Raw genomic sequence first — 20,613 nt, 5'->3', positions numbered from 1 at the left:
AAGATGATTGGATCGAGGATAGGGGCCGCGGTGGCGGCGGCGACGCTGGCTTGGCCTTTGGCCGCGGCGGAACTGGGCGACGACGGGCTGCACAAGGCGCCTTGGATGCGCGACACCTTCAAAGACCTGCGCGAGGATCTGGAGGAGGCTCGGGGCGAGGACAAACGTCTGATGCTGATGTTCGAGCAACGCGGCTGCATTTATTGCACCAAGATGCACGAAGAGGTTTTTCCCACCCCCGAAATCGCCAATTACATCGATGAGAATTACTTCGTCGTGCAGCTGAACCTGCACGGCGATATCGAAGTGACCGATTTCGACGGGGAGACGCTTTCGGAAAAGCAGATGGCGCGGAAATGGGGGATTCTCTTTACCCCGACGCTGATGTTCCTGCCCCATGAGGTGCCCGAAGAGGCGACCGCGCCGCAGGCCGCGGTGGCGGTGATGCCGGGGGCCTTTGGCAAGGGAACCACGCTTGATATGCTCACATGGGTCAACGAGGAACGCTACGCGCTCGAAGGGGGTGAGGATTTCCAACGCTACCACGCGCGGATGATCCAAGAGCGCAACAATGGCAGCACGGATTGACCGGGGGAAAGCGGCGCCGCACGGGGAAAGCTATTCAAAAGTTTGAATTTGTTGTTGCGCCGCGCCGCATCCCTGTCTTAGGGTCAGGTAAACCGGATCACACATGACCGTGATCGGCACTGGGAGGAAGTTTTCGATGATGAGATGGATCGCCGCCGCAATTGTGTCGGGCGCGCCCGTTCTGGCCGCCGCTGAAACCGTGGCACCTGCCGACGTGACCTATGATGACTATGGTTCGGTTGAACAATCCCTGACAGGGACACCCGGCGATGCCGCCAAGGGGGCGGCCATCGTCGGCAGCAAGAAGGCGGGCAACTGCGTGGCCTGCCACCAGATCAGCGCGCTTAGCGAGGTTCCCTTTCAGGGCGAAATCGGTCCGATGCTCGACGGGGCGGGCGACCGCTGGAACGAGGCCGAGTTGCGCGGCATCGTGGCCAATAGCAAGATGACCTTCGAAGGCTCCATGATGCCTTCCTATTACAAGACCAGCGGCTATATCCGCCCCGGCGACGGCTTCACCGGGAAAGCGGGGACAGAACCGTTGCCACCGCTGCTCGACGCGCAGCAAATCGAGGATGTCGTGGCCTTTTTGGCGACGCTCAAGGACGAGTAACGCGGCCCCGCCACCCTGCGAGAGCAGGCGGCGGCGGTGGACCGGCGCAAGAGATCGCGAGCCTAAGCCTCGTGGAACGGAACGACGGCGCCGCGCGCCGCAGACGAACAAGGAGATGCGAGATGAACTTCTCAAGACGTGAAACTCTGGGCCTCGGCCTTGGCGCCATGGCGCTGACCATCCTGCCGGTGGGGGCTTCGGCCGCCACGGTGGACGAACTGATTGCGGAATTCACCGGCGGGGCCGACATGGCCGAGACCGGCGTGACCCTGACCGCGCCCGAGATCGCCGAGAACGGCAACACCGTGCCGATCTCGGTTGAGGCGCCCGGCGCCTCGGCGATCATGGTGCTGGCCGCAGGCAACCCGACGCCGCCCGTGGGCACCTTTAACTTCGGCCCGCTGGCAGGCTCCCGCAGCGCCTCCACCCGCATCCGGTTGGCGCAGACCCAAGATGTCATCGCCATCGCCAAGCTGGAAGACGGGACCTTCGCCCGCACCAGCGCCGAGATCAAAGTCACAATCGGTGGCTGCGGCGGCTAAGCCCGCGCGCCCCATATTCAGGAGTCAAGAAAATGGCAGAAGGTGTAACACCCCGCGTCAAAGTGCCGAAATCGGCAGAGGCCGGTGAGGTGATCACGATCAAGACGCTGATCAGCCACCCGATGGAATCGGGCCAGCGCAAGGACAGCGACGGCAACCCGATCCCGCGCTCGATCATCAACCGCTTCACCGCCGAGTTCAACGGCGAGAGCGTGATCGACGTTAAGATGGAACCGGCGATGTCGACCAACCCCTATTTCGAATTTGACGCCACCGTGCCGGAAGCGGGTGAGTTCAAGTTCACGTGGTACGACGACGACGGCTCGGTCTACGAAGAAGTCAAATCCATCACTGTCGGCTGACCTTTCGGGTCAGCCAGACGGCGCATGGAACAGGGAGGAAAGACATGAAATTCAAGGCAATGACCGCGGTCGCGGCGCTTTTGGTGGCCGCCCCCACGCTGGGGGCCGCCGATGAGGAGGCCGAGCTTGTCGTCAACGGCGAGATCGAGATGGTGACCAAGACCGAACCGCCTGCGCATCTCGACGGCGCCTTGCCCGAGATCATGTCTGGCTGGCGCTTCCGCTCGGACGAGACGCAGCAGCTTCAAATGGACGACTTCGACAACTCCGGCATGATCTTCGTCGATCAGGCGCAGGCGGCGTGGGACACGGCAGAGGGCAGTGAGGGCAAGTCCTGTGCGTCGTGTCATAACGAGGTGGAGACCTCTATGAAGGGTGTCCGCGCGGTCTATCCGAAGTGGAACGAGGACGCGGGCGAAGTGCGCACGCTGGCGCAGCAGATCAACGACTGCCGCGAGAACCAGATGGGCGCGGAACCCTACAAATACACCGGCAGCCAGATGACCGCGATGGAGGCGCTGATCTCGGTCCAGTCGCGCGGCATGCCGGTCAACGTGGCGATCGACGGCCCGGCCCAGAGCACATGGGAGCAGGGCAAAGAGATGTATTACACCCGCTACGGCCAGCTTGAGCTGAGCTGCGCCAATTGCCACGAGGACAACTACGGCAACATGATCCGGGCCGACCACCTGAGCCAGGGCCAGATCAACGGCTTCCCGGTCTACCGTCTGAAAAATACCAAGCTCAACAGCGCCCATGCGCGTTTTAAGGGCTGCGTCCGCGACACGCGGGCTGAGACTTTCAGCCCCGGCAGCCCCGAGTTCGTGGCGCTGGAACTCTACGTCGCCAGCCGCGGCAACGGCTTGTCGGTCGAAGCGCCTTCGGTGCGTAACTGAATTAACATCCGGGCGTTTCGCCTGACATGATCCCGCCCCTCACATGGGGGCGGGCCTTTCCCTGTTTTCAAGTGCTGGAGCGTAACATGCTGTCTCGCCGTGATTTTCTGCAAATGTCCATGGCTGCGGCCTCCATCTACGGCGGCTCGGGCTTCGGCAACTGGGCGCGGCTCGCGGCACAGGACAAGTTCGATCAGGACGCGCTACTGGAATTCGAGACCTTCGGCAATGTCACTCTGATGCATGTGACCGACATCCATGCCCAGCTGAAACCGATCTATTTCCGCGAGCCTGCCGTCAACATCGGCGTCGGCGAAAACCGCGGCAAGGTGCCCCATATCACTGGCGAGGATTTCCGCATCCGCTACGGCATCGGCGGCGGCACGCCGCTGGATTACGCGCTGACCTATGACGATTTTGTCGCCCATGCGCAGGCCTACGGCAAGGTCGGCGGGCTTGACCGCGTGGCCACCGTGCTGAACGCGATCCGCGCCGACCGTCCCGATGCGCTGCTTCTGGACGGCGGTGACACCTGGCACGGCTCGATGACCTGCCTGAAGACCCAAGGGCAGGACATGGTCAACGTGATGAACGCGCTGAAGCCTGACGCGATGACCTTCCACTGGGAGTTCACGCTCGGCTCCGAGCGGGTGCAGGAGATCGTCGAGGGGCTGCCCTTCGCCGCCCTTGGCCAGAACATCTTCGACCGCGAATGGGACGAGCCGGCGGAACTGTTCAAACCCTACGAGTTCTTCGAGCGCGGCGGCGTGAAGATCGCCGTGATCGGGCAGGCCTTCCCCTATATGCCGATCGCCAACCCCGGCTGGATGTTCCCCGAATACTCCTTCGGCATCCGCGACGAGCACATGCACCAAATGGTCGACGAGGTGCGCAGCAAGGGGGCCGAATTGGTGGTCTGCCTGAGCCACAACGGCTTTGACGTCGACAAGAAGATGGCAGGTATCGTCAAGGGGATCGACGTGATCCTCTCGGGCCACACCCATGACGCGCTGCCCGAGCCGGTGCTGGTGGGCGCGACGCATATCATCGCCTCCGGCTCGAACGGGAAATTCGTCTCCCGCGTCGATCTTGACGTGCGGGACGGCAAGATGATGGGGCTGCGGCACAAGCTCATTCCGATCTTCTCGGACCTGATCACGCCGGACGCGGAGGTGGCCAAGCTGATCGACGCGCAGCGCGCGCCCTTCCTTGAGGAACTCACTCATGTGGTGGGACAGTCGGATGCGCTGCTCTACCGGCGGGGCAACTTCAACGGCACATGGGACGACCTCATCTGCGACGCCCTGCTGAGCGAGCGCGACGCCGAGATCGCGCTCAGCCCCGGGGTGCGTTGGGGGCCGTCGATCCTGCCGGGGCAGGACATCACCCGCGAGGACATTTTCAACGTCACCTCGATGACCTACCCGAACGCCTACCGCACGGAAATGACGGGCGAATTCCTGAAAGTGGTGCTGGAGGACGTGGGCGACAACCTATTCAACCCCGACCCCTATTACCAGCAGGGCGGCGACATGGTGCGGGTCGGCGGCATGGGCTTCAAGATGGACATCGCCAAGCCGCAGGGTGAGCGGATCAGCGAGATGACCTTGCTCAGCACCGGGGAGCCGATTGATCCGCAGCGCAGCTATGTCGTTGCCGGCTGGGCCTCGGTCAACGAGGGCACCGAAGGCCCGCCGATCTGGGACGTGGTGGAAAGCCATATCTCGAAACTGAACACCGTGGGCGAAGGCGCCCGGACCCCGGTGAAAATCGTTCTGCCAAAGTAAGAAAAATGAGAATAGGGGTTCTCACATAGATACAAATTCAATAAAATGAATTTGAATATGTGAGGGCCACGACATGACAGAAGAGAACCACAAGGGGCCATCGCGCCGTGCCTTTCTGACGGGGGCAGGGGCGGCGGCTGCGGGGACATTCGCGGGGCAGGCCAGCGCTGCCCAGATCGATCCGGGCATTGCAATCCATCCATGGATGCAAGAGTTGGGCGACGGCGTCGACGTCGCGCCCTACGGGATGCCCTCGCCGCATGAGGCGGACGTGAAACGCCGCACCGTGGAATGGCTGACCGCCGACCCGGTAAGCTCGATCAACTTCACCCCGCTGCACGATCTAGACGGCACCATCACGCCCAATGGGCTGTGTTTCGAGCGGCACCACTCAGGCGTTGCCAAGGTGGACCCGGCCAAGCACCGTCTGATGATCAACGGGCAGGTCGACAAGCCGCTGGTGCTGACAATGGACGACCTGCACCGCTTCCCGCGCGAGAACCATGTCTATTTCCTCGAATGCGCGGCCAACTCAGGTATGGAATGGCGCGGCGCGCAGCTCAACGGCTGCCAGTTCACCCACGGCATGATCCACAACGTCCAATACACCGGCGTGCCGCTGCGGCTGGTGCTGGAAGAGGCCGGTGTGAAGCCCGAGGGCAAGTGGCTTCTGGCCGAGGGCGCGGATGCCGCGGCGATGAGCCGCTCGATCCCAATGGAAAAGGCGCTCGACGATTGCCTCGTCGCCTTCAAGATGAACGGCGAGGCGCTGCGTCCCGAACAGGGCTACCCAGTGCGCCTCGTGGTGCCCGGGTGGGAGGGCAACATGTGGGTCAAATGGCTGCGCCGGCTCGAGGTTGGCGATCAGCCCTGGCACCACCGCGAGGAGACCAGCAAATACACCGACCTCATGGCCGACGGCGTGGCGCGGCGGTTTACCTGGGAGATGGACGCGAAATCGGTCATCACCAGCCCCAGCCCGCAGGCGCCGATCACCCATGGACCGGGGCCAACCGTGCTTACCGGCCTCGCGTGGTCGGGCCGCGGCACGATCCCGCGCGTGGACGTGACGCTGGATGGCGGCATCACGTGGCATCAGGCACGGATGGACGGGCCGAGCACACCCAAGGCGCTGCACCGCTTCTACTTTGACTTCGAATGGGACGGCAAACCCCTGCTGCTACAGAGCCGCGCGCATGACAGCACCGGCTACGTCCAGCCCACCAAGGACGCGCTGCGCGCGGTTCGGGGCGAGAATTCGATCTATCACAACAACGGCATCCAGACCTGGGCGGTCGATGCAGACGGAAAGGCCGAAAATGTCGAGATTTCTTAAAGCTGCCCTCCTGACCACCGCGCTGGCAAGCCCGCTGGCCGCCGAGCCTTTGGGCCTCGGCCGCGCCGCCACGCCCGAGGAAATCGCGCTGTGGGACATCGACGTGCGCCCCGATGGTCTGGGCTTACCCGAGGGCCGTGGCGACGTGATGACCGGGGATGAGATTTACACCGCGAAATGCGCCTCCTGCCACGGCGTCTTTGGCGAGGGCACGGGCCGCTGGCCGGTGCTGGCAGGCGGGCAGGGCAGCCTGACCAACGCCCGCCCCGTCAAGACGATCGGCAGCTATTGGCCATATCTCTCAACGGTTTACGATTATGTGAACCGGGCGATGCCCTTCGGCGATGCGCAGTCGCTGAGCGATGATGAGGTCTATGCGATCACCGCCTATCTGCTCTATCTCAATGACGAGGTGGAGGAGGATTTCGTGCTCTCGTCAGAGAACTTCGCCGGGCTGCGCCTGCCGAATGAGGCGGCCTTCAAACCCGATGACCGGGCGGAGGTCGAGCTTGCGTCCTTCAAGCAAGAGCCCTGTATGAGCGATTGCAAACCCTCGGTCGAGATCACCATGCGCGCCGCCGTGTTGGACGTGACGCCTGAAGAGACCGCCGCTAAGGCCGCAGCCGTGGAGGCTAAGGCCGAAGAGACCAAAGCCGCGGCGGAGCCTGCGCCCGAGGAGACCCCCGCGCCGGTCGAAGTGGCCAAAGCCCCCGCCGCCGATCCGGTCCAGATCAAGGCCGGAGAGAAGGTGTTTCGCAAATGCAAGTCCTGCCACCAGATCGGCGCCAAGGCCAAGAACCGTGTCGGCCCGATGCTGAACGGCATCGTGGATGGCCCGGCGGGTGCGGTCGACGGCTTCCGCTACTCCAAAGCCATGCAGGCCGCAGCGGCAGAGGGGTTGGTCTGGTCTCACGATGAGTTGAGCGCCTTTCTGGCGGACCCTAAGGGCTTCATGAAAGGCACAAAAATGTCGTTCCGGGGCGTGCGCAAGCCCGAGGATATCGACGCGTTGATCGCTTACCTGCGCGACGCGTCGGAGTGATCGGCGCGATTAGCGCAGACTGTCGTGCCTGCCCCCCTTGAACCCCCATACCGGGGGGACTAATCTCTGGGTAACAGTTTTGCGGGTATGGTCCCGCGAACAGGAACTGAGGCAGGCACGCATGAACGATCCGATCAACACCTATATGAACACGCTTGTCCCGATGGTGGTTGAACAAACCAGCCGGGGCGAGCGGTCCTACGATATCTTCTCGCGTCTGTTGAAAGAACGGATCATTTTCGTCAACGGGCCGATCCACAGCGGGATGAGCCATCTGGTCGTCGCTCAGCTGTTGCACCTTGAGGCCGAAAACCCCTCCAAGGAAATCAGCATGTACATCAACTCGCCCGGCGGCGAGGTGACGGCGGGCCTGTCGATCTACGACACGATGCAATACATCAAACCCAAGGTCTCGACCCTGATCTGCGGCATGGCGGCCTCCATGGGGTCGGTCATTGCGATCGGCGGCGAGAAGGGGATGCGTTTTGCACTGCCCAATGCCGAGGTGATGATCCACCAGCCCTCTGGCGGCTCGCAGGGCATGGCCGAAGATATCCTGATCTCGGCGCGCCACATTGAACGCACCCGTGAGCGCATGTACCAGCTCTACGTCAAACACTCCGGCCAGCCGCTGGAGACCGTTCAAAAAGCCCTCGACCGTGATTTGTGGATGACGCCCGAGGAAGCCAAGGAATGGGGCCATCTGGACGAGATCGTCGAAAGCCGTGGCAAGGCCGATGAGGCCGCTGCCGGTGGCAAGGACAAGAAAGACAAGTAATCGAAGGGGTCCGGCGCTGCATATTTTGCGATTGTAGCGCCGGGGTCACTGGCCTAAGCTTGAGGCCAAATCTCGCGGCCCCAAGACCGGGGCGGACATACACGACAGACCTGAAAGGTTTGAGATGGCGAATAATTCCGGCAACGACAGCAAAAATACGCTCTACTGTAGCTTCTGCGGCAAGAGCCAGCACGAGGTGCGCAAGCTGATTGCGGGGCCGACCGTGTTCATCTGCGACGAATGCGTCGAGCTGTGCATGGATATCATCCGAGAAGAGACCAAAGCCTCGGGCCTCAAGGCGACCGATGGCGTGCCCACGCCCCGCGACATCTGCGGCGTGTTGGACGACTATGTCATCGGTCAGGCGATGGCCAAGCGCGTGCTCTCGGTGGCGGTCCACAACCACTACAAGCGGTTGAACCACGCCCAGAAGGGCGGCGATATCGAACTGGCGAAGTCCAACATCCTGCTGATCGGTCCCACCGGCTGCGGCAAGACGCTGCTGGCGCAGACGCTGGCGCGCATCCTTGATGTGCCCTTCACCATGGCCGATGCGACCACGCTTACTGAGGCCGGCTATGTTGGTGAGGACGTGGAGAACATCATCCTCAAGCTGTTGCAGGCGTCGGAATACAATGTCGAGCGGGCGCAGCGCGGCATCGTCTATATCGACGAGGTCGACAAGATCACCCGCAAGTCGGAAAACCCCTCGATCACCCGCGACGTGTCGGGCGAGGGCGTGCAACAGGCGCTCTTGAAACTGATGGAAGGCACCGTGGCCTCTGTCCCGCCGCAGGGCGGGCGCAAGCATCCGCAGCAGGAGTTCCTGCAAGTGGACACCACGAACATACTCTTCATCTGCGGCGGTGCGTTTGCCGGTCTCGACAAGATCATCGCGCAGCGCGGCAAGGGCTCTGCCATGGGCTTCGGCGCCGATGTGCGTGACAATGACGCCCGCGGCATTGGTGAGATTTTCACCGATCTCGAACCCGAAGATCTGCTGAAGTTCGGCCTGATCCCGGAATTCGTAGGCCGTCTTCCGGTTCTGGCGACGCTCGAAGATCTGGACGAGGACGCTTTGGTCACCATCCTGACCGAGCCGAAGAACGCTTTGGTCAAGCAGTATCAGCGTCTGTTCGAACTGGAGGACACGCAGCTGACCTTCACCGATGACGCGCTGCAAGCCATCGCCAAACGCGCCATCGAGCGGAAAACCGGCGCCCGGGGTCTGCGCTCCATCCTCGAAGACATCCTGCTCGACACGATGTTCGAACTGCCGGGGCTGGAAACGGTGAGCGAAGTGGTCGTCAACGAAGAGGCCGTCACATCCGAGGCCAAGCCGCTGATGATCCACGCCGACAGCGAAAGCAAAGAACCGGCCAGCGCGGGGTAAGCGCGCCAAGCGAAGGCATAGGGGCGGGCCATCTGGTCCGCCCTTTCGCGTTTCAGGGGAGGGTTTGATGCGGCGCATTTCATCGGGCGGCATCTATGAGGACAAGATCGGCTATAGCCGCGCAGTGGTGGCGGGGGGCATGATCCATGTCTCGGGCACCGTGGGTGAGGGGGCAGAGGTGACGGCGCAATGCGCGGCGGCACTGGCAACGATCGGGGCCGCCTTGGCCGAGGCGGGCAGTGATTTCGCCCATGTGGTGCGCGTCACCTATATGCTGCCCGACGCGGCGGAGTTCGAAGCCTGTTGGCCGCTTCTACGGGCGGCCTTCGGCGCGCATCCGCCCGCCGCGACGATGATCGAATGCGGGCTGATCGACCCGAAATACCGGATTGAGATTGAATGCACGGCCCTTCTGCGCGCGGCGGCAGAAGGTTAACTTTCGGCGGTGAATCCTGCCGCGCGGGGAACTCCTGCGCGGTGAGGCTGGACGCCAAAGCCTCCATGGTGCATATAACGGGCAACAGGAACGGAGACCTCGATGGGCATTCTCAATTCACTTCTGCGCGGTGTCACATGGTGGAACGGCCAGACGCTGAACACCCAGCTTTTCACTTGGCGCAAGGGCAGCAAGGTGGGCGAAGACGCGCAGGGCAACATCTATTACCGCAACGCCGATGACAGTAAACGCTGGGTCATTTTCAACGGTGAGGCCGAGGCGAGCCGCGTGAGCCCCGATTGGCATGGCTGGCTGCACCGCACATGGGATGAGCCGCCGACCGACAAGCCGCTGGCGCATAAGCCGTGGGAAAAGGCCCATGTGGAGAATCGCACCGGCACCGCCATGGCCTATGCGCCCGCCGGGTCGCTGCGCCGCGCCGAACCTGTCGAGCGTAAGGATTACGAGGCCTGGCAGCCTGAATGATCGGTTGGCCGCGTCTTTTGCGCGGTCCCAAGTCTCACGCAATCCGGGTGGTCCCATGAAAAAGCTTCTCTTGGCCGCGCTTGTGCTGGCCGCGCCGCTTCACGCTCAAGAGGGGGGGCAGGTCGCTAGTGCCTCGGGCGGCGTGTTGCGCGCCTTGGACAAGATTTCGGGCGATACGACCGATCTGGAGATCGCCAAGGGCGACCGGCTGACCTTGGGCAATTTGCAGATCACCATGGTCGATTGCCGCTATCCGGCTGGGGATCCGGCGGCCAATGCCTATGCCGCGCTTGAGATCACCGAAGAGGGCAGCGACAGCGCGTTGTTCTCTGGTTGGATGATCGCCTCCGCGCCCGCGCTGCACGCGCTTGAGCATTTTCGCTATGACATCTGGGTCATGCGCTGCAGCACGTCCTGAAAGCTGTCCAAACTGGGCGCGCTGAACCGCGCGTTGCCTCGTTTCGCCACATCAAGCTGCGCGTGATAGTCCGCCCGCGAAATCTCCACCGCCCCGAGAGAGGCGAGGTGATCGGTCAAAAACTGCGTGTCGAAGAGGGTGAACCCCGCGCGGCGCAGCCGATCCACCAGCGCTGCCAGAGCCATTTTTGACGCATTGGTGCGGCGTGAGAACATGCTCTCGCCAAAAAACGCGCGGCCCAGCGTCACGCCATAGACGCCGCCCACCAGCGCATCACCGTCCCAAACCTCAAGCGAATGGGCATAGCCCGCGCGGTGCAACGCAGTGTAGAGCGCGGTGATCTCGGCATTGATCCATGTGTCTTCGCGGTCGGCACAACCGGCGACGACAGCTTGAAAATCACGGTTGATCGTATGGTGGAACGCGCTGCGCCGCATGGCGCGGGCCAGAGAGCGCGAGATGTGGAAACCATTGAGCGGCATCACCCCACGGCGCCGCGGGTCGACCCAGAAAATTTCCGGGTCGTCGCGGTGTTCCGCCATGGGGAAAATCCCGATGGAATAGCCGTGGAGCAGGATCTCGGGCGTCAGATCCGACATGTCATGTCAGCCGTCGCCGAGGTTGTTTTCCAGCCAATGCTCAAGCCAATGGATGTTGTAGCCACCCGACTGGATGTCTTCCTCGGCCAGCAGCGCGTGGAACAGCGGCACGGTGGTGTCGACACCATCCACGATCAGCTCACCCAGAGCGCGCCCCAGTCGGGCCAGCGCCTCGGGCCGGTCGCGGCCGTGCACGATCAGCTTGCCGATCAGGCTGTCGTAGAAGGGCGGGATCGAATAGCCGTCGTAGAGCGCCGAATCCATCCGCACGCCAAGCCCGCCGGGGGCGTGGTACTGCGTGATCTTGCCCGGGCAGGGCGCGAAGTTCGGCAGACGTTCGGCGTTGATCCGCACCTCGATGGCATGGCCGTTGATGCTCAGATCGTCCTGGGTGAAGGACATCGGCAGCCCTTCGGCCACGCGAATCTGCTCGCGCACCAGATCGACGCCAAAAATCGCCTCGGTCACCGGGTGTTCCACCTGCAGGCGGGTGTTCATCTCGATGAAGTAGAACTCGCCGTTCTCGTAGAGGAACTCGATCGTGCCGGCGCCGATGTAGTTGATATTGGCCACGGCGTCGGCGCAGGTCTTGCCGATGCGGGCGCGCTCTTCGGCGGTGATCGAGGGGCCGGGTGCTTCCTCGAAAACCTTCTGGTGGCGGCGCTGCAACGAACAGTCCCGCTCGCCCAGATGCACGGCGTTGCCCTTGCCGTCGCCAAAGACCTGAATCTCGATGTGGCGCGGCGTGGTGAGGTATTTCTCGATATAGACTTCGTCGTTGCCGAAGTTCGACTTGCCCTCGGCGCGGGCGGTCTGGAAGGCCTTTTCCATGTCCTTGGCGGTCTTGGCGACCTTCATGCCCTTGCCGCCGCCACCGGCGGTGGCCTTGATGATGACCGGATAGCCGATCTCCTCACCAATGCGCTTGGCCTCTTCCAGCGAGGTGACCCCGCCGTCGGAGCCGGGCACGCAAGGCACGCCGAGCTTCTTCATCGTGTCCTTGGCGGTGATCTTGTCACCCATGACGCGGATATGCTCGGCGGTGGGGCCGATGAAGGTAAGGCCGTGATCCTCGACCACCTGAACGAAATTGGCGTTTTCCGACAGGAAGCCGTAGCCGGGGTGGATCGCCTCGGCACCCGTGATCTCGCAGGCTGCGATGATCGCGGGGATCGAGAGGTAGGATTGCGTCGAGGAGGGCGGGCCGATGCAGACGGATTCGTCGGCCATGCGCACGTGCATCGCGTCACTGTCGGCGGTGGAATGCACCGCGACGGTCTGGATGCCCATTTCGCGGGCCGCGCGGATCACGCGCAGCGCGATCTCTCCCCGGTTGGCGACTAGGATTTTGCTGAACATGTCCGGCCCTTATTCGAGAATGACCAGCGGCGCGCCGAATTCGACGGCATCGCCGTCACCGACGAGGATGCGTTTGACGGTGCCTGCGCGGGGGGCGGGAATATGGTTCATCGTTTTCATCGCTTCGACGATCAGAAGCGTGTCACCTTCGGAGACAGAGGCACCGACCGAGATGAAGGCGGGCGCGCCCGGCTCACCTTGCAGGTAGACGGTGCCGACCATGGGCGATGTGACCGCGCCGGGGTGATCCGCGGGATCGGCATCGGCGGCAGGGGTCGAAGCGGCGGGCGCGGCTGCGGCAGGCGCCGGTGCCGCGGCAGGCGCGGGGGCGGCTTGGTACTGCTGCTGGGGGGCGGCCATGATCTGCTGCGGGGGCTTGCGGCTGACGCGCACGTTCAGGCTGTCATCCTCGGCATAGTCGCGTTTCACCTGAAGCTCGGTCAGGTCGTTTTCGTTCAGCAGCTCGGCGAGGGCCTTGATGAAGGCCACGTCAGCGTCATGGGTTTTGTTTGTCATTGGATCCTCGAAGATTTCGGCAGGCCTGCGGCCCGTCGCTGCGCGATTGATTGGCACGCTTATAGGGCATGGGCAAAGCCATGAAAAGCCAACTGTTGTCTAGGGGGTAGGATCGGTTTTTTGTCGCCAAAGCGGTCCCGGGGCGCGAGATTGAGGCTGTGCCCCAGCCCCGCGCCCCGGACCTGAGTGACCTTGGGTCAGATCGCGAGGTATTCCGCGCGCAGTTCCGCGTTGTCCAGCACCTCGGCGGCGGTGCCGTCGAAGACCACGCCGCCGGTGTCGAGGATCACCGCCCGGTCGGCCAGTTTCAGCGCCCGCACCGCGTTTTGTTCGACCAGAATCGTGGTGATGCCCTGCGCCTTGATCAGCCCGAGCGTCTTTTCGATCTCATCCACGATCACCGGCGCCAGCCCTTCGTAGGGTTCATCGAGCAGCAACACCTTGATGTCACGGGCCAAGGCGCGGGCGATGGCGAGCATCTGCTGCTCCCCGCCCGAGAGGGTCACCCCCTCTTGATGGCGCCGCTCACGCAGGCGGGGGAAGAGATCGTAGAGCCGGTCGAGCGACCAGCCGATGGGCGGGGCGATCTGGGCGAGCTTGAGGTTCTCTTCGACGGTAAGGCCGGAAATGATGCGGCGGTCTTCGGGCACCAGCGCCAGCCCCGCGGCAGACGCTTGGTGGCTGGCCATATTGTGCAGCGGCTGATGGTCAAGCCAGACCTCCCCGCGTTTCAACTCCGGGTCGCTCACCCGCGCGATGGCCCGCAGGGTCGAGGTCTTGCCCGCCCCATTGCGGCCCAGCAGGGCGAGAATCTCCCCCTCATGGACGTTAAAGCTCACCCCCTGCACGATGTAGCTTTCGCCGTAATAGGCGTGAATGTCCCAGATCGAGAGGAAGGCCGGGGCGGTTTGGGCGTGGTTGGCGTTTTTGTCGAGCGTGCTGGTGGTCATATGCTGTCCTAGATCTGCGGCAATAGGAGGGGGTCAGGCGGCGTCTTGGCTTTCGCCGAGATAGGCTTCGCGCACCTTGGGGTGGCCCTTGATCCGGTCGGGGGTGTCTTCGACCAGTGGCGTGCCTTGGGCCAGCACGGTGATCCGCTCGGCAAGTGAAAAGACGACATGCATGTCGTGTTCGATGATGGCGATGGTGATGTCGCGCTCGTCCTTGATCTGTTTGAGCAGGTCGATGGTGTTGTTGGTATCGGCCCGCGCCATCCCGGCAGTCGGTTCGTCCAAAAGCAGCAGGCGCGGATCCTGGGCAAGGCACATGGCGATTTCCAGCCGCCGCTTGTCGCCCCGCGACATGGAGGCCGCGGGCATGTGCCGTTTGTCGATCATACGCATGTCCCGGAGCATTTCCTCGGCCTTGTCTATCATGTCGCGCTGGCCCACGACCCGCGACCAGCCGTTCAGTTGAAACGCCCCGTCGCGTTTGGCAAGGCAGGGGATCAGCATATTCTCCATCACCGTGAGATCGCCAAAGATCTCGGGCGTTTGGAACACGCGGGAAATGCCCATCTGGTTGATCTCATAGGGTTTGCGCCCCAGCACCGACTGCCCGTCGAACATGACTGAGCCGGTGTCGGGAATGAGCTTGCCCACCAGACAGTTCAGCAGCGTGGATTTGCCTGCCCCATTGGGGCCGATGATCGCGTGGACGGAGTTCTCCGCCACGCTGAGGTTCACATCGCTCAGCGCCTGCAACCCGCCAAAGCGCTTGCCGACATTTTTGACTTCGAGAATGGCCATGATGTCTCTCCTATTCCGCGGCTTCGCTGCGTTGTTGGGCGGCGTCGGCCTCGACCGAGCCTGCGTTCTTGTCCCGGCGGCGGAAGACCCGGCCCAGACGTTGCCCACCCTCGACCAGCCCACCGGGCAGGAAGATCACGACCAGCATGAACAGAAGGCCAAGCGTCAGGTGCCAGCCCTTGCCGACGAAGGGGTGAATGATCGCGACCATCGCGTCTTCGATCCCGTCGGGCATGAAGGCGAACCAGCCGTGCAGCACGTTGTCGTTGATCTTGGCGAAGATGTTCTCGAAATACTTGATGAAGCCCGCGCCCAGCACCGGCCCGATGAGCGTGCCCGCGCCGCCAAGGATCGTCATCAGCACCACCTCGCCCGAGGCGGTCCACTGCATCCGTTCGGCCCCCGCCAGCGGGTCCATCGCCGCCAGCAGACCGCCCGCAAGCCCGGCATACATGCCCGAGATGACAAAGGCCGCCAGCGTATAAGGCCGCGTGTTCAACCCGGTGTAGTTCATCCGCTGCTGGTTCGATTTCACCGCCCGCAGCATCATGCCGAAGGGCGAGCGGAAGATGCGGATCGCCAGATAGAAGGCGAGAATCAGGAAGACCGCGCAGAAGTAGTAGCCGACCGAGAAGGTGAAGGTCCAACCGCCGAAGAAGAGTGTCGTCGAGGAGTTCATCGCCGCCCCGAAAAGATTGGGGAAGCTGGGCGCATCTACGGATTGGAGGTATTGCGGATCGGAAGTGTAGATCTGCAGCCCCGTCTCACCATTGGTGATCGGCGTCAGCACTGAATAGGCGAGGTTGAAGGACATCTGCGCGAAGGCCAGTGTCAGGATCGAAAAGTAGATGCCCGAGCGCCGCAGGCTGATGTAGCCGATGAGTGCCGAGAACAGCCCGGCCATGATGACGGCGAGTACCAGCGCGGGCACGACGTTGTAGCTGAGCAGTTTGAACATCCAGACGGCAGAGTAGGAACCGACCCCCAGAAAGGCCGCATGGCCAAAGGAGAGATAGCCGGTCAACCCGAAGAGGATGTTGAACCCGATGGCGAAGATGCCAAAGATCACAAAGCGTTGCATCAGGTCGGGGTAGCCGGCGTTGAACTGTGCAAGGCCCGAATCCGCCGGAAAGGGGTTGAGGATGAAGGGGGCGAAGAGCGTGAGAACGATCACGACCCCCAAGAGAAGCGTATCGCGTTTTTCCAGTCCGAACATGTCTTATTCCTCCATCACGCCGCGGCGCCCCATCAGACCGCGCGGGCGGACCAGCAGGATCACGATGGCAACGACGTAGATGATGATCTGGTCGATACCGTAGATGATGTTTTTGATTTCATTCATGGATGCGAGGCTTTCGAGGATGCCCAAAAGGAACCCCGCCAGCACTGCGCCGGGCAGCGAGCCCATGCCGCCGACCACGACGACGACGAAGCTCAGCACCAGAAAGTCCATGCCCATGTGATAATTCGGCGAGTTGATCGGCGCATACATCACGCCCGCAAGCCCCGCCACGGCGGCAGCAATGCCGAACATGATGGTAAAGCGGCGGTCGATGTCGATGCCCAGAAGGCCCACGGTCTCACGATCCGCCATGCCGGCGCGGACGACCATGCCGAAGGTAGTGAATTGCAAGAAAGCAAAAACCGCAGCGATGATGAGGGTGGAAAAGCCAAAGTAGACCAAGCGCCAATAGGGGTAGGCTAAAGACGTGTCCAACCCCAAAAGCGGGGCAAAATCGAAGCTGCCCACGAAAGCCTGCGGCGCAGGGGTGGGGATCGGGTTTGCGCCGTAGAAATATTTGACGACTTCCTGCAGGACGATGGCAAGGCCGAAGGTCACGAGGATCTGGTCCGCATGGGGACGCTTATAGAAGTGCTTGATCAGTCCGCGTTCCATGATGAAGCCAATCAGCAGCATCACCGGGATCGCAAAGAGGATCGCCAGCGGCACCGACCAGTCAATGATCGCCTGTCCCGTTTCCGGCCCGAACCATTGTTCGACATAGGGGGTTTTGACCTTTAGCGGATTGCCGAGGAAATCCTTCTTGGTCTCGTCGATGGTCTCGACGCTCAGCGTCAGAATGCGTTGCAGCGTGACCGAACAGAAGGCCCCGATCATGAAAAGCGCCCCATGGGCGAAATTGACCACGCCAAGGGTGCCAAAAATCAGCGTCAGCCCGAGCGCAATGAGCGCATAGGCCGAGCCTTTGTCGAGGCCGTTGAGTATTTGCAGAAGGATTGCGTCCATGGTCCCCACCTGTAAGGGAAGCGTTTACAAGCGGCCTTGCCGCTTGCAGCGATAAAAAGGGCGCGCAGGATCAGGCCCGCGCGCCATCTGATGTCAGCGGATCACGCGCCGGGGTTGCATTTGCCCAGATCACCGCCCGCGAACATCGGGTGATCGGGGGCATATTCGACCTGTGCACGGGGCGTCTGTTCGACGATCTCCAGCGTGTCGTATTCGTTGGTCGGGTTCTCCGCCCCCTTCATCACGAGCACGTCCTTGAAACACTGGTGATCGTCCGCACGGTAGAGCGTCGGCCCGTTGCCCAGACCGTCGAACTCATAGCCCTCAAGCGCCTCGACCACGGCGCAGGGGTTGAACGAGCCTGCGCGTTCCACCGCATCGGCATAGAGCAGCGTTTGCACGTAGCAGGTATGCGCCGAGTTCGAGGGCGGGCGGCCATATTTCTCACCAAAGGATTTGGTGAAGGCCTTCGACCCCTCATCCTGCAGCTGCCAGTTCCAGTTCATCGAGCCGATAACCCCCTGCACGTTGGCCCCGGCACCGGCGGCCATCAGTTCGGAGTAGAGCGGCACGACGATCTCGAACTTCTTGCCGTTGACCTCTTTGTCGAGCAGGCCGAACTGCACCGCGTTGGTGAGCGAGTTCACCATGTTTCCGCCGTAGTGGTTCAGCACCAGCACGTCGGCGCCCGAGTTCAGCACCGGCGCGATATAGGAGGAGAAATCGGTCGAGGCGAGCGGCGTCAGCACGTTCTCCACGGTCTCCCAGCCCATCGCCTCGGTCGCGGCGGCGATGGATTCCTGCTGGGTCCAGCCCCAGTTGTAATCCGCGGTCAGGTGATAGGCGCGACGCTCAGAGCCATAGGCGTTTTTCAGCACCGGGGCGAGGGCGGCAGCGGACATATAGGCGTTGAAGAAATGCCGGAAGCCATTGGCCTTGCGGTCCTTGCCGGTGGTGTCATTGGCGTGGGTCAGACCCGCCATGAAGATCACGCCCGCCGATTGGCAAAGGTCTTGCACCGCCACGGCCACGCCCGAGGACGAGCCGCCGTTGATCATCACCGCGCCGTCTTTTTCGATCATCGACTTGGCGCTGGCGCGGGCGGCGTCGGATTTGGTCTGGGTGTCGCCGGTGACATATTCGACCTTCTTGCCCAGAATGCCGTTCCCTTTCAGCGCCTTGGAGCTGAAGGTGTTCATCATGCCGCCGTCGCCCCCGCCATTGAGGTGTTCGACCGCAAGCTCCTGCGCGCGCAGCTCATCCAGACCTTCTTCGGCATAGGGGCCGGTCTGGGGCACGTTGAAGCCAAGCGTCACGGTGCTGCCCGTGGGGGCGTTGGTAAAGCCCGCGTGATTTTCCGCGCGCAGATAGGTCGGCAGCGCCAACCCTGCACCGGCAACCGCGCCGGTCTGGATAAGTCCGCGGCGTGTCAGTTTCGTAAACGACATGAAGTCCTCCCTTTTTTGTAAGTCGCGGCAGCGGAACCTCCCCCCGATGCCACAACACGCAATAGTGCAAAGAAACTATGGCGCGGAAAATGAAAACCGATCAATAAGGCGCTTGATCGAAACGATTTTTTTGTAAATATATTCGCAATACTGCCGGGAGGATTGTAAAGAATATGATATTGCGGCGCAGAAAGGCCTTGAAACAACGGGCGAAACATAGGGCCAGGACGTCCCATGCGTGAGGGTCTGACCGGCAGCCGCATTCGTGAGCGGCGTGTGATGGCGGGGCTGAAACAGGCCGAGCTTGCGCAGCAAAGCGGCATCTCGGCCAGCTATCTTAACCTCATCGAACACAATCGGCGCAGAATCGGCGGAAAGCTCTTGCTCAATATCGCCCATGCGCTTGGGGTCGAGCCGCAGGCGCTGACCGAAGGGGCCGAAGCCGCGCTGATCGCCACACTGCGCGAGGCGGCAGAGGATGCGGGGCTGACCGGGCCCGAGGGCGACCGGGCGGATGAATTCGCGGGGCGGTTTCCGGGCTGGGCCAAGGTGCTGGCCAACAGCCAGCGGCGCATTGCGGCGCTGGAGCAGACGGTCGAGGCGCTCTCGGACCGTCTGGCCCATGATCCGCAACTTGCCACCTCCATGCACGAACTATTGAGTACCGCCGCGGCGATCCGTTCTACCGCCGCTATTCTGGCCGAAACGGACAGTTTGCAGGCCGAGTGGCGCGACAGGTTTCACGCCAATATCCACCAAGACAGCCGCCGCCTGTCCGACAGCGCGCAAGCGCTGGTGACCTATTTCGACAATGCCGCCGAGACCCGAGAGGTCGCTCATTCGCCACAGGCCGAGGTTGAGAGTTTCCTCGCCGCGCATGACTACCGTTTCGACCCTTTGGAAGAGGCGCGCGCCCCGCAGGCGGCGATTGCGGCGCTGGTCGAACAGGCCGAAACGCTTAAAACCAAGGCCGCGCAGCATATCGCGACGGGAGTGTTGCAACAGATCGCCCGCGACGCGGCGGCGCTGCCTTTGGCAAGGCTGGAGCGGGCGACGGCGGAGGCGGGGCATGACCCTGCCGAACTGGCGCGGGCACTCGATCAACCGATGGGCCGGGTGCTGCGGCGCTTGGCCTCACTGCCCGACCTCGGCGCGGGGCTGGTGGTTTGTGACCGCTCTGGCAGCGTCACATTCGCCAAGTCGGTCGAAGGTTTCACCGTGCCGCGCTTTGGCGCCTGCTGCCCGCTTTGGCCGCTCTTTGCGGTGCAGGGGCAGCCGGGGTTGGTGATGAAATCCCGCGTCATGCAGATGGGGCGCGGGCAGGCGCAGTTCGAGGCGATTGCCACCTGTGAGGTGCAGGCCGCCGCCGCCTATAACACGCCGCCGCTGAGCCAGTCGGTCATGCTGCTCTTGCCGGTGCCCTCGGGGGCGGCGCCTGCGCAGCCGGTGGGGGCGACCTGTCGCATTTGCCCGGTCGAAGGATGCCGCGCGCGGCGCGAGCCTTCGATCCTGCGCGAGGGGATCTAAGGCCGCGCGGAAGGCAGTTTTTGACAGGGCTGGCAAACCGATGCATGCTCCCCCCGGTGCGCGAGACCCCGCAGCAAGACGGGGCGGCCGCACACCGAGGGGGAGACTTTTTGCCGATGAGCAAACTCGTAGTTCTGGTGGAGGACGAGGTGAATATCGCCGAGGCCATCCGCTTTTTGCTAAGCCAAGAGGGCTGGCGTGTGGAGACCTTGGCCAATGGGTCGGGGGCGGTGGAGGTGATCCGTAAGGCATCGCCGGATCTGGTGATGCTCGACGTGATGCTGCCGGGCAAAAGCGGTTTCGAGATATTGGACGAGCTGCGCGGTGACCCCGAAACCGGCGCGTTGCCGGTGCTGATGCTGACCGCGCGGGGCCAGAGCCGGGACCGTGCCATGGCCGAAAAGGCGGGCGTCAGCCGCTTCATGACCAAGCCGTTTTCGAATGCCGAAATGCTCGACGCGGTGCGCGACCTGATCGCCAGTTGATCCGCC

23 protein-coding genes are annotated in these 20,613 nt (G+C 62.7%); 15 read left to right on the top strand and 8 right to left on the bottom strand.

All coding sequences use genetic code 11. The features are described from left to right. The first annotated feature begins 3 nt into the window (after nt 1–3). From ACGYLC_RS08175 to ACGYLC_RS08115, 13 genes are all read left to right on the top strand, one after another. Entirely contained in the window at nt 4–588 is a 585-nt protein-coding gene (locus ACGYLC_RS08175) for a thioredoxin family protein (protein WP_394422496.1), read from the top strand. A 136-nt stretch (nt 589–724) separates the two neighbouring features. Continuing rightward, complete coding sequence (gene soxX, locus ACGYLC_RS08170; RefSeq protein ID WP_394422495.1) at nt 725–1,201, top strand: sulfur oxidation c-type cytochrome SoxX; 477 nt, start codon at nt 725–727, stop codon at nt 1,199–1,201. A 122-nt stretch (nt 1,202–1,323) separates the two neighbouring features. Continuing rightward, nucleotides 1,324–1,743 (top strand): thiosulfate oxidation carrier protein SoxY, encoded by a 420-nt coding sequence (soxY, locus tag ACGYLC_RS08165; RefSeq protein WP_394400792.1) that lies wholly within the window; start codon nt 1,324–1,326, stop codon nt 1,741–1,743. A gap of 32 nt (nt 1,744–1,775) precedes the next feature. Continuing rightward, complete coding sequence (gene soxZ / locus ACGYLC_RS08160) at nt 1,776–2,105, top strand: thiosulfate oxidation carrier complex protein SoxZ (RefSeq protein ID WP_394400795.1); 330 nt, start codon at nt 1,776–1,778, stop codon at nt 2,103–2,105. A 44-nt stretch (nt 2,106–2,149) separates the two neighbouring features. Then, on the top strand, nt 2,150–3,001 hold the full coding sequence (soxA, locus tag ACGYLC_RS08155; protein ID WP_394400798.1) for a sulfur oxidation c-type cytochrome SoxA: 852 nt from the start codon (nt 2,150–2,152) through the stop codon (nt 2,999–3,001). Between the two features lie 86 nt (nt 3,002–3,087). After that, complete coding sequence (gene soxB / locus ACGYLC_RS08150) at nt 3,088–4,788, top strand: thiosulfohydrolase SoxB (RefSeq protein ID WP_394422581.1); 1,701 nt, start codon at nt 3,088–3,090, stop codon at nt 4,786–4,788. A gap of 73 nt (nt 4,789–4,861) precedes the next feature. After that, the gene (soxC, locus tag ACGYLC_RS08145) at nt 4,862–6,124 is read left to right on the top strand and encodes a sulfite dehydrogenase (protein ID WP_394422494.1); all 1,263 of its coding nucleotides are present in this window, start codon (nt 4,862–4,864) and stop codon (nt 6,122–6,124) included. Next, entirely contained in the window at nt 6,108–7,166 is a 1,059-nt protein-coding gene (locus ACGYLC_RS08140) for a c-type cytochrome (RefSeq protein WP_394422493.1), read from the top strand. Before soxC ends, ACGYLC_RS08140 begins: the two co-directional genes overlap by 17 nt. A 121-nt stretch (nt 7,167–7,287) precedes the next feature. Beyond that, on the top strand, nt 7,288–7,944 hold the full coding sequence (locus ACGYLC_RS08135; RefSeq protein ID WP_067267539.1) for an ATP-dependent Clp protease proteolytic subunit: 657 nt from the start codon (nt 7,288–7,290) through the stop codon (nt 7,942–7,944). Nucleotides 7,945–8,068: 124 nt separating this feature from the next. Then, nucleotides 8,069–9,337: an ATP-dependent Clp protease ATP-binding subunit ClpX gene (gene clpX / locus ACGYLC_RS08130; RefSeq protein ID WP_271689851.1), complete on the top strand. Its 1,269-nt coding sequence runs from the start codon at nt 8,069–8,071 to the stop codon at nt 9,335–9,337. Between the two features lie 67 nt (nt 9,338–9,404). Continuing rightward, on the top strand, nt 9,405–9,773 hold the full coding sequence (locus tag ACGYLC_RS08125; protein ID WP_394422492.1) for a Rid family hydrolase: 369 nt from the start codon (nt 9,405–9,407) through the stop codon (nt 9,771–9,773). Nucleotides 9,774–9,875: 102 nt separating this feature from the next. Next, the gene (locus ACGYLC_RS08120; RefSeq protein ID WP_394422491.1) at nt 9,876–10,259 is read left to right on the top strand and encodes an NADH:ubiquinone oxidoreductase subunit NDUFA12; all 384 of its coding nucleotides are present in this window, start codon (nt 9,876–9,878) and stop codon (nt 10,257–10,259) included. Nucleotides 10,260–10,314: 55 nt separating this feature from the next. After that, nucleotides 10,315–10,677, top strand: a complete 363-nt coding sequence (locus ACGYLC_RS08115) for a DUF2155 domain-containing protein (RefSeq protein ID WP_322329650.1) — start codon at nt 10,315–10,317, stop codon at nt 10,675–10,677. On the opposite strand, the gene aat is transcribed toward ACGYLC_RS08115, so the two are convergent. The 8 genes from aat to ACGYLC_RS08075 all read right to left on the bottom strand — a co-directional run bounded on the left by aat (nt 10,641) and on the right by ACGYLC_RS08075 (nt 18,595). Then, nucleotides 10,641–11,276 (bottom strand): leucyl/phenylalanyl-tRNA--protein transferase, encoded by a 636-nt coding sequence (aat, locus tag ACGYLC_RS08110; protein WP_394422489.1) that lies wholly within the window; start codon nt 11,274–11,276, stop codon nt 10,641–10,643. The two genes, ACGYLC_RS08115 and aat, sit on opposite strands and share 37 nt — an antisense overlap. Nucleotides 11,277–11,282: 6 nt before the next feature. After that, on the bottom strand, nt 11,283–12,635 hold the full coding sequence (gene accC / locus ACGYLC_RS08105) for an acetyl-CoA carboxylase biotin carboxylase subunit (RefSeq protein ID WP_394422488.1): 1,353 nt from the start codon (nt 12,633–12,635) through the stop codon (nt 11,283–11,285). A gap of 9 nt (nt 12,636–12,644) precedes the next feature. After that, complete coding sequence (gene accB, locus ACGYLC_RS08100; RefSeq protein WP_394400822.1) at nt 12,645–13,151, bottom strand: acetyl-CoA carboxylase biotin carboxyl carrier protein; 507 nt, start codon at nt 13,149–13,151, stop codon at nt 12,645–12,647. A gap of 197 nt (nt 13,152–13,348) precedes the next feature. Beyond that, nucleotides 13,349–14,101 carry an ABC transporter ATP-binding protein gene (locus ACGYLC_RS08095; protein WP_394422487.1) on the bottom strand — a complete coding sequence of 251 codons (753 nt, stop codon included), beginning with the start codon at nt 14,099–14,101 and terminating at the stop codon, nt 13,349–13,351. 33 nt (nt 14,102–14,134) lie between these two features. Further along, nucleotides 14,135–14,899: an ABC transporter ATP-binding protein gene (locus ACGYLC_RS08090; protein WP_067261818.1), complete on the bottom strand. Its 765-nt coding sequence runs from the start codon at nt 14,897–14,899 to the stop codon at nt 14,135–14,137. Nucleotides 14,900–14,909: 10 nt separating this feature from the next. Next, the gene (locus ACGYLC_RS08085; RefSeq protein ID WP_209218747.1) at nt 14,910–16,115 is read right to left on the bottom strand and encodes a branched-chain amino acid ABC transporter permease; all 1,206 of its coding nucleotides are present in this window, start codon (nt 16,113–16,115) and stop codon (nt 14,910–14,912) included. Between the two features lie 3 nt (nt 16,116–16,118). Next, nucleotides 16,119–17,147: a branched-chain amino acid ABC transporter permease gene (locus ACGYLC_RS08080; RefSeq protein ID WP_394374192.1), complete on the bottom strand. Its 1,029-nt coding sequence runs from the start codon at nt 17,145–17,147 to the stop codon at nt 16,119–16,121. 101 nt (nt 17,148–17,248) lie between these two features. Then, the gene (locus tag ACGYLC_RS08075) at nt 17,249–18,595 is read right to left on the bottom strand and encodes a substrate-binding protein (RefSeq protein WP_093925940.1); all 1,347 of its coding nucleotides are present in this window, start codon (nt 18,593–18,595) and stop codon (nt 17,249–17,251) included. Nucleotides 18,596–18,829: 234 nt separating this feature from the next. Here ACGYLC_RS08075 and ACGYLC_RS08070 point away from each other — a divergent pair, with 234 nt between their 5' ends. Continuing rightward, nucleotides 18,830–20,122: a helix-turn-helix domain-containing protein gene (locus ACGYLC_RS08070; RefSeq protein WP_394422485.1), complete on the top strand. Its 1,293-nt coding sequence runs from the start codon at nt 18,830–18,832 to the stop codon at nt 20,120–20,122. 116 nt (nt 20,123–20,238) lie between these two features. Further along, a complete protein-coding gene (locus ACGYLC_RS08065; RefSeq protein ID WP_067261826.1) occupies nt 20,239–20,607 on the top strand; it encodes a response regulator transcription factor in 369 nt (122 codons plus the stop codon). Nucleotides 20,608–20,613 lie beyond the last annotated feature (6 nt).

This window comes from Sulfitobacter sp. 1A12157 (assembly GCF_043557345.1).
Taxonomy (GTDB): domain Bacteria; phylum Pseudomonadota; class Alphaproteobacteria; order Rhodobacterales; family Rhodobacteraceae; genus Sulfitobacter.
Note: the sequence above shows the minus strand (reverse complement) of the source record. Positions and strands in the feature narration are given on the sequence as shown.

Excerpts from the sequence above, each read along its gene's own strand:
- ACGYLC_RS08175 (WP_394422496.1), top strand. The coding sequence starts at position 4 with ATGATTGGATCGAGGATAGGGGCCGCGGTGGCGGCGGCGACGCTGGCT.
- soxY (WP_394400792.1), top strand. The coding sequence starts at position 1,324 with ATGAACTTCTCAAGACGTGAAACTCTGGGCCTCGGCCTTGGCGCCATG.
- ACGYLC_RS08085 (WP_209218747.1), bottom strand. The coding sequence starts at position 16,115 with ATGTTCGGACTGGAAAAACGCGATACGCTTCTCTTGGGGGTCGTGATC.
- ACGYLC_RS08135 (WP_067267539.1), top strand. The coding sequence starts at position 7,288 with ATGAACGATCCGATCAACACCTATATGAACACGCTTGTCCCGATGGTG.
- ACGYLC_RS08120 (WP_394422491.1), top strand. The coding sequence starts at position 9,876 with ATGGGCATTCTCAATTCACTTCTGCGCGGTGTCACATGGTGGAACGGC.
- ACGYLC_RS08125 (WP_394422492.1), top strand. The coding sequence starts at position 9,405 with ATGCGGCGCATTTCATCGGGCGGCATCTATGAGGACAAGATCGGCTAT.
- accB (WP_394400822.1), bottom strand. The coding sequence starts at position 13,151 with ATGACAAACAAAACCCATGACGCTGACGTGGCCTTCATCAAGGCCCTC.
- soxX (WP_394422495.1), top strand. The coding sequence starts at position 725 with ATGATGAGATGGATCGCCGCCGCAATTGTGTCGGGCGCGCCCGTTCTG.
- accC (WP_394422488.1), bottom strand. The coding sequence starts at position 12,635 with ATGTTCAGCAAAATCCTAGTCGCCAACCGGGGAGAGATCGCGCTGCGC.
- soxC (WP_394422494.1), top strand. The coding sequence starts at position 4,862 with ATGACAGAAGAGAACCACAAGGGGCCATCGCGCCGTGCCTTTCTGACG.
- soxB (WP_394422581.1), top strand. The coding sequence starts at position 3,088 with ATGCTGTCTCGCCGTGATTTTCTGCAAATGTCCATGGCTGCGGCCTCC.
- soxZ (WP_394400795.1), top strand. The coding sequence starts at position 1,776 with ATGGCAGAAGGTGTAACACCCCGCGTCAAAGTGCCGAAATCGGCAGAG.
- ACGYLC_RS08095 (WP_394422487.1), bottom strand. The coding sequence starts at position 14,101 with ATGACCACCAGCACGCTCGACAAAAACGCCAACCACGCCCAAACCGCC.
- ACGYLC_RS08070 (WP_394422485.1), top strand. The coding sequence starts at position 18,830 with ATGCGTGAGGGTCTGACCGGCAGCCGCATTCGTGAGCGGCGTGTGATG.
- ACGYLC_RS08115 (WP_322329650.1), top strand. The coding sequence starts at position 10,315 with ATGAAAAAGCTTCTCTTGGCCGCGCTTGTGCTGGCCGCGCCGCTTCAC.
- aat (WP_394422489.1), bottom strand. The coding sequence starts at position 11,276 with ATGTCGGATCTGACGCCCGAGATCCTGCTCCACGGCTATTCCATCGGG.
- ACGYLC_RS08075 (WP_093925940.1), bottom strand. The coding sequence starts at position 18,595 with ATGTCGTTTACGAAACTGACACGCCGCGGACTTATCCAGACCGGCGCG.
- ACGYLC_RS08065 (WP_067261826.1), top strand. The coding sequence starts at position 20,239 with ATGAGCAAACTCGTAGTTCTGGTGGAGGACGAGGTGAATATCGCCGAG.
- ACGYLC_RS08090 (WP_067261818.1), bottom strand. The coding sequence starts at position 14,899 with ATGGCCATTCTCGAAGTCAAAAATGTCGGCAAGCGCTTTGGCGGGTTG.
- ACGYLC_RS08080 (WP_394374192.1), bottom strand. The coding sequence starts at position 17,147 with ATGGACGCAATCCTTCTGCAAATACTCAACGGCCTCGACAAAGGCTCG.
- clpX (WP_271689851.1), top strand. The coding sequence starts at position 8,069 with ATGGCGAATAATTCCGGCAACGACAGCAAAAATACGCTCTACTGTAGC.
- ACGYLC_RS08140 (WP_394422493.1), top strand. The coding sequence starts at position 6,108 with ATGTCGAGATTTCTTAAAGCTGCCCTCCTGACCACCGCGCTGGCAAGC.
- soxA (WP_394400798.1), top strand. The coding sequence starts at position 2,150 with ATGAAATTCAAGGCAATGACCGCGGTCGCGGCGCTTTTGGTGGCCGCC.